A 12,733-nucleotide genomic window follows, 5' to 3' on the forward strand; every position below is an offset into this window, starting at 1 on the left:
TTTTTTGTTAGCTTACATTGTTATGATCTCATTGCTTATGCTTCATTAAGGTTAGCTAGAGTTTCAACAATATCTTCTGAAGCGATAAGACCGCGTAATTTAGCCCAGTCATCTCTGCTTACAAAATGTACACGCTGACTTTTAACTGCTTCTAAGTCATCCCATTGATTACTATTTTGTAATTTATTTAAATCTTTATCGTTATCGTCTTCTACCATCACGATTAATCTTTCAGGGTTAACATTTGCAAGTTGTTCATAAGACATTTCTAAATAATCAGATTCTCTGTAAGCAGGTAATGTGTCTGCAACTTTATCATTAAGTGCTGTTGCAAAGCCTAATTTAGTTAAAAATTCACCTACATACGTGCTATTTGAATGCGCCGTCACACCTTGTTCTGATACGACTGCAGCTAATGTTTCTTTATTTTTATCTATAGAAATTTGATTGTTAAAATCATTAACTAAAGCTTGATGTCTATCTAGACGCTCTTTAGCATCTTTAGATTTAGAAACGGCAGTACCAATACGTTGGAATACTTCTAATGTTTCTTGATAACCAGCATCGAAGCTTTTGAAAAGAATGGTAGGCGCAATTTCACTTAACTCTTCATAAATCTCTTTGTGGCGATCAGAATCACCAATAATGAGTTGTGGTGCTGATGATCTAATAGATTCAAAATCTGGGTCTAAACGTGTACCAACTGAGACATAATCGCCTACTGCTTCTCTAAGTGGTGATGTTAAATTTGTACTATCACCGTCATCGGCAATACCTTTAACATCTATATCTAAAGCAACTAATGCATCAACGAATGAAAATTCTAATGCTACTGCTGAAGTTATATCTTCTGGTAATTCACTTGTACCTAAATCATGTTTAAATTCAAAAGTCATCATATTACCTCCCTAAATTGCTTTTACTATTTATATTCCACACAATTAAAATGTGAAACATAACAATGATGTATAGGGTTGTCATAAATGATTCAGAGGGTGTTACGTTGGTTATTGATAATACATTGTAGAAGTTAGTGCTACGATTGATGTTCCTGGATTAAAGTAACTATGAGGCAAATCACTATTAAATCGAAAAGCTTGATGATGATTGATTGTATATTGTTTACCATCGACTTCGATTTCTAATACACCGTCATTAACAATAATATACTCTTCGGAACCAGGGTGGTGAGGGTCGGAATGCATTTTGCCACCAGGTTGGATTACCATTTTAAACATTTCGAATTTCTTGTTCTCATCATAAGGAAAGTATGGATATATTGAAACTTCCTTATCAATGAGAGGGATGATATCACTTTCGTCGATAAAATCGATTATATCATTGGATGTAGAAGTTAATTGCGACAATGAAATATGAAGGCCATTTGCTATTTTCCATAATGTGGTAATCGTTGGATTAGATTGTCCCTTTTCAATTTGACTTAACATATTTTTGCTGACGCCTGTTGCATTCGCTACTTTATCTAAACTTAATTGATGCTTTATTCGGTAATCGGCAATATTTTTTGCTACGATGCTTTGAATATTATACAAATATATCCCTCCTATTTACATTATAACGTACATATCGTACCATATAATGTGTTGTTTTCAAAATAGACCTGATAAGGTGGTAAATGATAGATTATGGAAAATTATAGAAAAATAAAACCATTCAATTGGTTGTTATTTATAGGAATATTACTTGTCGGTGCGAATTTAAGAGCACCTATTACTTCTATTGGGGTCGCATTGCCTGATATTAAAACGGATTTAGCAATGTCCAATAGTGCTGTTAGTGTTATTACGGTAGTACCATTATTAGCTTTTGCAGTCATTTCATTATTTGCAGCACGAACAAGTAATCAATTTGGTTTAGAAAAAACGATTTTTCTAGCCTTATGTTTAATTTTTATAGGTATTATTGTAAGATCAATGACAGAAATTTCCTGGTTATATATTGGGACAGTTCTGATTGGTATAGGTATTGGATTTGGTAATGTCCTAGCACCCGCAGTCATTAAGGCGAAGTTCCCATTACATATCGGTATCATGACGGGATATTATACTGTTGTAATGAATGTATTTGGTGGTTTATCATCATACGGTACTGCGCCATTGCTAAAGTCGTTTCATTATAATGTAGCAATAAGCTTAATCGGTATCGTAACATTAGTGACGATAATTATTTGGTCATTTCAATTAAAAGGTAAACAAGAAATGGCTACAGCGTTACCTCGTAAAAGTGTAAATGTGTGGAAATCTCCAATTTCTTGGCAAATCACGATACTAATGGGCGGACAATCGCTTATATTTTATTCTCTCATCAACTGGATGCCAGCATACTTGTCGCAGAGTGGTATGTCTATTAGTGAAGCGGGCGTATATTTATCTGTGTTACAGATTTCAATTATTCCATTTACTTTTATCACACCAATATTTGCAACTAAGATGAAATCGCAATTTACATTAACTTTCGTGACAGGATTGTTGTTTATTGCGGGTGTAATCATTATGTTATGCGTACCTCAACTGGCCATTATCTCTACAATATTGATAGGTGTTGCTGGGGGAATCGCTTTTGGACTTGTTAATACGTTCTTTAGTTTACGTACAGAACATAGTCAAACGGCAGCAAAATTATCTGGTATGGCACAGTCTATTGGTTATTTATTTGCCGCTATGGGTCCGTTATTATTTGGTGTTCTACATGATATGACGGGTACTTGGATTGCATCTTTAAGTATATTACTATTTACAGCAGTTATCATTACTTTGTTTGGTTCACAAGCAGGACGTAATCGAACAATCGAACAATCACTTCAAAAGTGAAGTGTTTAACTTGATTGTATAGAATTTAGATTAAAGCTAAAATGGTAAATATACCTATAATGGCATATAATGGGTATGAATCAATGTGAAATAAATCAGATTACATTGGAGACAATTGTACTAAAATTAATATATGTATAAGTAATATAAGATTTTAGAACTAAAACATTATAGTTAAAAATATTTTTAGCTATTAGGGAAAGAATGATGAGGTGAAGTTATGCAATTAATATTTGATCCAGGTGTAAGTCCCATATATCGGGGTGTGTTAGCATTTTTCTTTGTTATCAATGTGATATTAGCCTTTGTTATAGTCTTTTTAGACAGGGATAGAAGAGATGCTACTGCAACATGGGCATGGTTATTTTTACTTTTTGTTATGCCTGTTTTAGGATTTTTCATTTATATATTTTTCGGAAGAGGTATTCGTAAGAAACGTGAACGTGGCTTTGCGCACAATCAGATAGAAGATGGGATGAAACGAGTTCAAGCCCAACTACAAGATTCGACAAATAAAATCAGTGATTCTGATAATCCTATTGTGAGAAAACACCGTGATATTGCAACAACACTTTTAACAAAAGAACCTTCTTTTTTAAGTAATGATAATAATATTGATATTTATACAGATGGTCATGATTTATTCAGTCAAATGAAAGAAGATCTGCGCAATGCGAAAACGTATATTCATATGGAATATTATGTATTGAATTTAGATGGTTTAGGTACTGAAATCATTAATATCTTAGAACAAAAAGCAGAAGAGGGACTTGAAGTGAAGTTACTTTATGATGCTGTAGGGTCTAAATCTGTACATAAGTCGAAATTTAAAAAATTCCGAGAAAATGGCGGACAAGTGGAGGCATTTTTCCAAGCTAAAATACCATTAATCAACTTTAGAGTGAATAATCGAAACCATCGTAAAATTGTCGTCATTGATGGGATGACAGGTTATGTTGGTGGCTTTAACGTTGGCGATGAATATCTAGGTCTAAATGATAAGTTTGGTTATTGGAGAGATACACACCTGAGAGTAAGAGGTGACGGCGTTGATGCCTTACAATTAAGTTTTATACATGATTGGAACTCCCAGGCTAAGCGTGAGCAGTTAGAATATAATATGAAGTATTTTCCACATAATGCGCACCAAGGTGGTAATGTGTCAATGCAGCTCGCACTGAGTGCACCAAGTGATAATTGGCATCAAATTGAATTTGGATATATGAAAATGATTATGAATGCCAAATCCTCCATATACATGCATAGTCCATATTTTATACCAGATAAAGGTTATATTAATGCGTTGCGAATCGCTGCTAAATCAGGGGTTGATGTTCGTTTAATTATCCCTAATAAACCAGATCATATCTTTGTATACTGGGCGACCATTACAAGCGTTGCGCAATTAATTAGAGATGGTGTGAAGGTATATACTTATGAAAATGGATTTATTCATTCTAAGATGATGATTATCGATGATGAAGTGGCAAGTGTCGGTTCATCTAATATGGATATCCGTAGTTTCGAATTGAATTTTGAAGTAAATGCCTTTATGTATGACGAACAAATTACGAAACAACTTAAAGCAGCATTTTTAGAAGATTTAAAAGTATCAAAAGAATTAACAGAAGAACGTTATAATCAACGTTCAAACTGGATTAAATTTAAACAATCCATCGCCAAATTAGCCTCACCAATATTATAAAAGTCAAAATGAGCATTTAATTTAATATTAATTTTGTTGGAATCAGTAGTTATCACTGTATAACTACTGATTTTTTATATGATATAATTATTAGAATAATTGAAAAACATTTTAATAATATAAATAATGATTTGATAAACAAAACAATTGAGGTGTGCTATGCAACGTGATAGTAACTTATACATTTATAGACAACTATATACACAATTAAAAGAAGATATCTTAGCATTTAAATATAATAGCCATGAAAAATTACCGTCTAAGCGAGTGATGTCCAAACATAAAGATATTAGCATAAATAGTGTGAAAGCAGCGTATGAACAGTTGCTAGCAGAAGGTTATATTTACACTCAAGAACGTAAGGGCTATTATATCGAACCCATAGATAAACTGATTATCGAAAACGATAAGCAACCGTCATTAGAAACATATCATGAGCATACAGCAACAGAATTTGAATATTCATTCTCACACATGAGCACTGATATATCAGAATTTCCAGTAGATACATGGACTAAAATGATGAAACAAGTTTTTCAAAATTATGATCACTATCTATCATCTATTCCTGAAGTAAAGGGTCCTATGGAACTTAGACAATCGATTGCGAAACTAATTTCCTATCAACGCGGTATCCATTGCTATCCTGAGCAAATTGTCATAGGATCAGGCACCAATGCATTATTAACCAAATTAATTGAGCTCATGACTAAAAATATAACCATTGCAGTTGAAGATCCTGGCTATTCTCGTTTCAGAACATTGCTAGAACAAACGCGTATACATATGGAGCCAATCGCATTGGATCGTAAAGGGATTTCGTTAGAGGGCATTAAAGATATTCAACCTAATGCAGTGATTGTGACGCCATCGCATCAATTTCCAATTGGGACAATTATGCCCGTTTCAAGACGTATAGATTTATTAAATTGGGCTAGTAAAACACATAGCTATATTATTGAAGATGATTATGATAGTGAATTTAAATATGAAACAGATAATATCCCGTCTTTATTTAGTTTTGACAAAAATGAGAGTGTTATTTACTTAGGGACATTTTCAAAAACACTGATGCCTAGTATAAGAATGAGTTATATGATTTTACCAACAAAATTAGTTAGACAATTTGAACTACAAAATCAAAACACAATTCCAGATTATTCCATGCTAAACGCTTTAACGTTAAATTTGATGATAAAAGAAGGGCATTATGAAAAGTATATAAAGAAAATGCATCAGTTATACGGTAAAAAAAGAGAGAACCTTATAGCATATTTGAGTATGGCTTTCGGCGAACATATCCAAATCAAAGATACACAAGCAGGATTGCATTTTATTATTGAAGTGAATTCTCCGTATTCATATGAAGAAATTGAAACACGTGCGAAAGAACAAAAATTGGAACTTTATACTATTAATAGATTTAAAGTGAAAGCGCTTCAAAAAAATAATGGCCCGAAAATATTGATTATTGGATTTTCAAAAATAGAACAAAATCACATACCAGAGGCAGTTCAAGGTTTAAAAAGTGTACTTATTGAATAAACTGGTACCATTAAAAACCGATAACTGGTACTTTACAGAAGACCAATAATATTTTAAATTTCTAGACAATCAATGAAAATGTTTAAAACTAGGAGGTTTCATTATGTCAGAGAAATATGAATATTATAAAACGCAACGTGAAAAATATGTAGCTCGTGGTGTAGGAAACGGAAATTTACATGTAGCGGACGAGGCACAAAGTGCAACCGTTAAAGACGTCGAAGGTAATGTGTTCATTGATTTTGCTGGTGCCATTGGTACTTTGAATGTCGGACATTCCCACCCAGAAATTACGAAACACTTGAAAGCACAATTGGATAAATTTATACATCCCGGTTTTAATGTCATTATGTATGAAAGCTATTTAAATTTAGCGCAAAAATTAACGGAAATTACACCTGGTCATTTTGACAAAAAATCAATTTTGCTTAACTCAGGTGCAGAAGCTGTAGAAAATGCCGTTAAAATTGCAAGAAAATATACGGGGAGACAAGCCGTAGTCTCATTTGTAAGAGGATTCCATGGTAGAACGAATCTAACCATGTCTATGACGAGTAAGGTGAAACCATATAAATTAGGTTTTGGACCATTCGCTCCGGAAGTTTATCAAGCACCATATCCTAATATTTCTGAAAAATCTGAAGACTTATCAGATGAACTTTACACACAACATATAATCAATAAGTTACATGATTTCTTTATCGAAACGGTGGATCCGAGTGAAGTAGCATGTATCGTCATGGAACCTGTTCAAGGAGAAGGCGGTTTTATCATACCTGATATCCAGTTTGTAAAAGCCGTTAAACAAATTTGTGAAGATAATGGCATTGTCTTTGTAGCAGATGAAATTCAAAGTGGCTTTGCTAGAACAGGTAAAACATTTGCGATAGAACACTTTGATGTTGAACCAGATTTAATTACGGTTTCTAAATCATTGGCTGCTGGATTCCCTTTAAGTGGTGTCGTTGGTAGAAAAGAAATCGTTGATAGCGCATCACCAGGAGAATTGGGCGGTACATATGCTGGAAATCCATTAGCATGTGAAGCTGCACTTAAAGTGATTGAAATCATAGAAAATGAAGATTTAAATGGAAAAGCGGAACAACTCGGTCATCAACTAGAAACATATTTAACAGCATTGAGTCAAGATTATGAGCAAGTTAAAGCTATTCGTCGTTTAGGGGCTATGGTTGCATTTGAAGTCGTTGATCCGGAAACTGGTGAACCTGACAAAGCGTTAACAGCTAAGATTATTAAAACTGCAAACGAAAAAGGCTTATTATTATTATCGGCTGGTATTAAAGGCAATGTGATTCGTTTCTTACTACCATTAGTTATTACAGATCAAGAATTAAACAAAGGTCTAAATATATTAACAGAAGTATTTGAAAAGGCCATTGAAAAGCAAACGAATTAATGAATAAGTAACATTATTATATATTTTATAAGCGGAAAGGGTATGGATAAATGAAAGGGCTTTTATAATTATATTTAAAAAGGGGTCGTTACCATGACAAAGTTAGAAGTAATTAATCCAGCTACTAATGAAGTTTTAGAGCGTTTAGATTATGCTACGCATGAACAAATTAATCATCAAATTAAACAAGCACATCAAGCATTTCAAAACTGGAAGAAGGTCGATGCGCACGAACGTTCAGCGAAATTAGCGCAATGGGCTCAATTAATTGATGATCATCAAGACGAACTTGCACGTCTGATTACATTAGAAGGAGGTAAGCCACTGGCAGAGGCAAAAGGTGAAGTAGCTTATGCGAACTCATACGTCAAATGGTATGCCGAAGAAGCAAAACGTGTATATGGTCGTACGATACCAGCTAATTCACCTTCGAAAAAAATTGTTATAGATAAATTTCCAGTAGGTGTCGTAGGCGCGATTACACCGTGGAACTTCCCAGCAGCAATGATTACGCGTAAGATGGCACCAGCATTGGCAGCAGGATGTACAATCATTTGTAAACCAGCAGTTAAAACGCCACTGACAACGATTAAACTTGTGGAACTTGCACATCAAGCGGGTTTTCCAAAAGATGCTATCTCCTACATTATTGCTTCAGGTAAAGACGCAGGGGACATTTTCACAAATCATAGTTTGATTAGTAAATTGACATTCACTGGATCGACTGCTGTTGGTAAATCATTAATTGAATCATCTGCGCAACAAGTTAAAAATGTGACGATGGAGCTAGGTGGCTTAGCACCGCTTATCGTTCATAATGATGCAGACATTGAAGCGGCAGTAGACGGTACGATTGCTTCGAAGTTTAGAAATGCAGGACAAACTTGTATATGTGCAAACAGAATCTATGTTCACGAAGATATCGCCGAGGCATATAACGAAAAATTAATAGAAAAAGTGCATGCATTATCTGTAGGTGATGGCTTGAAAGAAGAGGTTAAAATTGGACCACTCATTGACAATCAAGCTGTAGAAAAAGTGTTAACACACATCAAAGATGCGCAAGAAAAAGGTGGGCAACTATCACGTAGTATTGAAGATATTCAAGCATTGGGCGGTAATTTCTTAAAACCGGTAGTCATTACGAATGCAAATTTAGATATGAAAGCAATGCATGAAGAAACGTTTGGACCAGTTGCGCCAGTGATGACATATAGTGATTTAGATGAAGTGATTAACATAGCAAATGACACAGAATTTGGCTTAGCTTCATATTTCTTCACGAATGATTATCGAACTGGATTAAAACTCTTTAATGAACTGGAATATGGTGTGATTGGTTGGAACGATGGTGGACCATCTGCTGCACATGCACCATTTGGTGGTTTGAAAGAAAGTGGTTATGGTAGAGAAGGTGGCGTAGAAGGCATAGAACCTTATTTAGAAACGAAGTATCTTTCTATACAAGAATAAAAATGCATTAGGATAAACCAAATCTTAAATAAAATATAAAATCAGTCAATTAAAGATTGAGAAAGCGATTGGTTAATCACATATGATAGGGCGCCGTTTATTAAAGTGAAATAAATACAACGCTACGCTGCGCGTTTCTCAACTTTAATTGACGTTATTGAAAATGTTATGGGGTATGTTCAATGAAATCACAAAAATCACAATTTAATAAATCAATGAATATAGTTGATGTTTTATTTCTAGCTATTGGTGCCATGCTTGGATGGGGATGGGTAGTCTTGTCAGGAGAATGGGTATCAGCAGCTGGATTTATCGGAAGTATTGTCGCTTTTTTAATTGGTGGATTATTAGTTATTGTTATAGGCCTTACATACGCAGAGCTTGCATCAGCTATTCCGGAAACTGGCGGAGGATTTGTATTTGTTAAAAAGGCTTTTTCTCCTGGTATTGCATTCATTTCTGGCTGGTCCGTACTTTTTGGATATGTATCCGTAATTACATTTGAAGCGGTTGCTTTGCCCACAGTCATCGATTACGTCATTCCTTTTAAACATCATGGTTTTATGTGGAATATCGCTGGTTGGGATGTCTATTTAACATGGGTATTAATTGGTTCAATTGGTAGTATTGTATTAACATCACTGAATTATTTCGGCGTAAAACCAGCAGCCATCATGCAGACTGTGTTCACTATCTTTATTGTAGCAGTGGGCTTGTTGCTTGTATTTGGTGCTGGATTCAATGGCAACTTTAGTAATTTAAAACCATTCGAGAATGGTGTTGGCGGAACCATGTCCGTATTGATGATGATTCCATTTCTATTTGTAGGATTTGATGTCATTCCACAAATTGCTGAAGAGGTGAAAGCACCTTCTAAAAAGATTGGTGGCATTTTAATATTATCAATCATTGCTTCTGTTATATTTTATTTATTGATTGTATTTGGTGTAGCCACAGGACTTTCACCTTCAGCACTTAACACGAGTAGTTTAGCAACGGCGGATGCAATGGTTAATCTGTTCGGTCATAGTGGATTTGGTGTATTACTTGTACTCGGTGGTGTCGCCGGAATTATCACCAGTTGGAATGCATTTATTATTGGTGGAAGTAGAATATTGTATGCAATGGCTAAAAATAAAATGATTCCACAATGGTTTGCCTATATCCACCCGAAATTTAAAACGCCTACGCATGGTATTTTATTTCTAGGTGTACTCGCTTTTGTAGCACCGCTGTTAGGAAGACCAGCACTTTCGTGGATTGTTAATGCAGGCGGTATTGGTGTTGTTCTAGGTTATTTACTGGTTGCAATTTCGTTTCTTAAGTTACGCAAAACGCATCCTAATTTAGAACGTCCTTACCGTATTAAAAACGGACAAATTGTTGGTATCATTGCGGTTATTTTGAGCATATTGTTTATCGTGATTTATTTACCGGGTATGCCGTCATCGTTAGCTTGGCCATCAGAGTGGTTAATTGTATTAGTTTGGTATTTGATTGCAGGTGTACTTTATTTAACTCAAAAAAGAAAGACAACAGAAGATGCCTATGTATCAATACAAGGAGACAAGCAATCAGATTATCAGTAACACTTTATATAAAAACGCCGTGTCAGTTTAATTTAACTGGCACGGCTGTTTTTAATGAAAATAGTTATGTTATTGAACTAGTTAGCGACATGGATAAGTTGATCGCCTGGCATAATCCACTGTTTTTTAAAGAAATACTTATATAAAGCAAAGCTAATGACTGCAGGCAATATAATATGGAAGATTATAATTAATAGCCAGGTTTGAAGTGAACCACCCATGGTATTAATCGTCATAATTTGGCCAATTAAACCACTTGTACCCATACCTGCACCAGCGGCATTATTTGTCATAGGAAATAGAGTTGTCATAACTGGAGCAACAACTGCACTTGCTATTGTTGGAGGTACTAAGATCATGGGATGTTTAATGATATTTGGGACTTGTAGCATACTTGTACCAATACCAATAGATAAAATACCACTCCAACCATTATCCTTATAGCCATTTACAGCAAAGCCTACCATTTGCGCCGCACAGCCTATCGTTGCTGCACCAGCAGCTAAACCACTTAAATCAAGCATGAGTGCAAGTGCTGCACTTGAAATTGGCGCAGTAAGTGCTAAACCAAAGATGACAGATACTAAAATTCCCATTATCAACGGTTGTTGTTCAGTTGCGACAATGATAACTTTACCTAACCCAGTCATAAACTCATTTAACGCAGGTCCAAAAAGTTTTGCGATAGCGCCCCCGATAACAATCGTAAGTAAGGGCGTAACAATGATATCGATTTTAGTCTTGCTTGCATAAAATCTACTTAATTCTACGACGATGAGTGTAGCAATATAGGCACCAACTGCACCGCCTCCAAACGTCGTATAACCTAGTGTGCCAACGATAACACACGAAAAAATAACTAGAGGTTTAGCGCCTAATCCATAAGCAATTGCTACCCCAATAGCAGCACCGGTAACTGACATTGCGACCTTACCAATTTCTGATAAAAACGATAAATCTATTTGTGGAATGAGTGTTTGATTGCCAATAGTTTCTAAGATAAGTCCAATAATTAAAGAGCCAAACAAACCCAAAGCCATAAAACTTAATGCTTCAATAACCCACCTATGCAAATGATTTTTCATTAAGTAATCTCCTTGTTTTTTAATTAAATTATTTCATAAATTAATATTAGTATATAGATAGTTAGTGAAGTTGGCTAGACTATATTGGGATTTTTTTCACAATCATAAAATAAAAACTGCCAGTGCGTATCGAAACGCACTGACAGTGTTGTAATTGTATTTAAATGTATTAGGATAGATTAATTTTTGTTTACAGAAGCATCATAGATAGATTCAACTGTTTCGCCTAAAATTTTGTCGAATTCTTCATCAGATTGGTTCACATTTAAATCATTGATTAATGCACGAGAGAAGCTAGCGATTAAATCTTTATTTTGTTTAAGTACTTCATTTGCATGTTCTCTGCTATAGCCACCAGATAACGCAACGACACGTACAACGTTTGGATGGTTGATTAATGATTGATATTGATTTGCTTTTGTAGGGATAGTTACTTTAAGCATTACAAGTTGATCATCGTTGAGTTTGTTTAGTTCTTCTAAAATTGAATCAGTTAAGTATGCTTCAATCTCTTCTTTGTTTTCAGCATTAATATTAACTTCAGGTTCAATAATTGGAACTAAACCAGCTGCAATAATTTGTTTAGCTATATCAAACTGTTGTTTAACAACTAAATCAATACCGTCTTTATTTAGTTCTAAGATATTAGAACGCATTTTAGTACCGAAAATTTTATGTTTATTTGCACGATTTAGTAAGTCATCTAGCTCAGGCATAGGTTTCATTAATTGAACGCCATCTTTTTGTTCATCTAAACCTTTATCTATTTTTAAGAAAGGTACAACACCTTTATCAGCTAGATAGTCCGCTGTATGTTTGCCTTCTACTTCGCGGTCCATTGTTTGTTCGAACAGAATCGCACCTACAATTTTATCTGAACTAAATGATGGTGACGACACGATACGTGTACGCATGTCATGAACGAGTTTGAACATTTCGTCTTCACTGTCATATTGATCTTCTGTAACGCCGTAGTCACGTAACGCTTTAGGTGTACTACCACCACTTTGGTCTAATGCAGCAATGAAGCCTTTTCCATTTTTTACTTTGTCAAATTGTTCTTGATTCATTCTTACCACTCCTTTTAC

General features: G+C 34.7%; 10 protein-coding genes. 6 read left to right on the forward strand and 4 right to left on the reverse strand.

Features of this window, described 5'->3' with window-relative positions; genetic code table 11:
• Window positions 1-35: 35 nt before the first annotated feature.
• A complete protein-coding gene (locus M1D64_RS00930; RefSeq protein ID WP_037537515.1) occupies window positions 36-896 on the reverse strand; it encodes an ABC transporter substrate-binding protein in 861 nt (286 codons plus the stop codon).
• Between the two features lie 111 nt (window positions 897-1,007).
• Window positions 1,008-1,553 carry a helix-turn-helix domain-containing protein gene (locus M1D64_RS00935; protein ID WP_115352809.1) on the reverse strand — a complete coding sequence of 182 codons (546 nt, stop codon included), beginning with the start codon at window positions 1,551-1,553 and terminating at the stop codon, window positions 1,008-1,010.
• Window positions 1,554-1,646: 93 nt separating this feature from the next.
• Between M1D64_RS00935 and M1D64_RS00940 the strand changes: the two genes are divergently transcribed.
• The 6 genes from M1D64_RS00940 to M1D64_RS00965 all read left to right on the forward strand — a co-directional run bounded on the left by M1D64_RS00940 (window position 1,647) and on the right by M1D64_RS00965 (window position 10,560).
• The gene (locus M1D64_RS00940) at window positions 1,647-2,831 is read left to right on the forward strand and encodes a CynX/NimT family MFS transporter (RefSeq protein WP_041079903.1); all 1,185 of its coding nucleotides are present in this window, start codon (window positions 1,647-1,649) and stop codon (window positions 2,829-2,831) included.
• Between the two features lie 220 nt (window positions 2,832-3,051).
• Entirely contained in the window at window positions 3,052-4,536 is a 1,485-nt protein-coding gene (cls, locus tag M1D64_RS00945; RefSeq protein ID WP_126424425.1) for a cardiolipin synthase, read from the forward strand.
• Between the two features lie 159 nt (window positions 4,537-4,695).
• Entirely contained in the window at window positions 4,696-6,081 is a 1,386-nt protein-coding gene (gene gabR, locus M1D64_RS00950; protein WP_480977531.1) for a MocR-like transcriptional regulator GabR, read from the forward strand.
• A gap of 103 nt (window positions 6,082-6,184) precedes the next feature.
• Complete coding sequence (gene gabT / locus M1D64_RS00955; RefSeq protein WP_115352812.1) at window positions 6,185-7,498, forward strand: 4-aminobutyrate--2-oxoglutarate transaminase; 1,314 nt, start codon at window positions 6,185-6,187, stop codon at window positions 7,496-7,498.
• A 93-nt stretch (window positions 7,499-7,591) separates the two neighbouring features.
• A complete protein-coding gene (locus M1D64_RS00960; protein WP_115347197.1) occupies window positions 7,592-8,971 on the forward strand; it encodes an NAD-dependent succinate-semialdehyde dehydrogenase in 1,380 nt (459 codons plus the stop codon).
• Window positions 8,972-9,153: 182 nt separating this feature from the next.
• The gene (locus M1D64_RS00965; RefSeq protein ID WP_002482141.1) at window positions 9,154-10,560 is read left to right on the forward strand and encodes an APC family permease; all 1,407 of its coding nucleotides are present in this window, start codon (window positions 9,154-9,156) and stop codon (window positions 10,558-10,560) included.
• Between the two features lie 77 nt (window positions 10,561-10,637).
• Here M1D64_RS00965 and M1D64_RS00970 read toward each other — a convergent pair whose 3' ends face one another.
• Both M1D64_RS00970 and M1D64_RS00975 read right to left on the reverse strand, forming a co-directional pair.
• Complete coding sequence (locus M1D64_RS00970; protein ID WP_041079906.1) at window positions 10,638-11,645, reverse strand: PTS sugar transporter subunit IIC; 1,008 nt, start codon at window positions 11,643-11,645, stop codon at window positions 10,638-10,640.
• Between the two features lie 179 nt (window positions 11,646-11,824).
• Window positions 11,825-12,715: a fructose bisphosphate aldolase gene (locus tag M1D64_RS00975; RefSeq protein WP_069822088.1), complete on the reverse strand. Its 891-nt coding sequence runs from the start codon at window positions 12,713-12,715 to the stop codon at window positions 11,825-11,827.
• Window positions 12,716-12,733 lie beyond the last annotated feature (18 nt).

This window comes from Staphylococcus sp. Z5-21 (genome assembly GCF_056529615.1).

What these genes read in the sequence shown, in the direction of transcription:
- M1D64_RS00930 (WP_037537515.1), bottom strand. Translation starts at nt 896, where the DNA reads ATGACTTTTGAATTTAAACATGATTTAGGTACAAGTGAATTACCAGAA.
- M1D64_RS00940 (WP_041079903.1), top strand. Translation starts at nt 1,647, where the DNA reads ATGGAAAATTATAGAAAAATAAAACCATTCAATTGGTTGTTATTTATA.
- cls (WP_126424425.1), top strand. Translation starts at nt 3,052, where the DNA reads ATGCAATTAATATTTGATCCAGGTGTAAGTCCCATATATCGGGGTGTG.
- gabR (WP_480977531.1), top strand. Translation starts at nt 4,696, where the DNA reads ATGCAACGTGATAGTAACTTATACATTTATAGACAACTATATACACAA.
- gabT (WP_115352812.1), top strand. Translation starts at nt 6,185, where the DNA reads ATGTCAGAGAAATATGAATATTATAAAACGCAACGTGAAAAATATGTA.
- M1D64_RS00960 (WP_115347197.1), top strand. Translation starts at nt 7,592, where the DNA reads ATGACAAAGTTAGAAGTAATTAATCCAGCTACTAATGAAGTTTTAGAG.
- M1D64_RS00965 (WP_002482141.1), top strand. Translation starts at nt 9,154, where the DNA reads ATGAAATCACAAAAATCACAATTTAATAAATCAATGAATATAGTTGAT.
- M1D64_RS00970 (WP_041079906.1), bottom strand. Translation starts at nt 11,645, where the DNA reads ATGAAAAATCATTTGCATAGGTGGGTTATTGAAGCATTAAGTTTTATG.
- M1D64_RS00975 (WP_069822088.1), bottom strand. Translation starts at nt 12,715, where the DNA reads ATGAATCAAGAACAATTTGACAAAGTAAAAAATGGAAAAGGCTTCATT.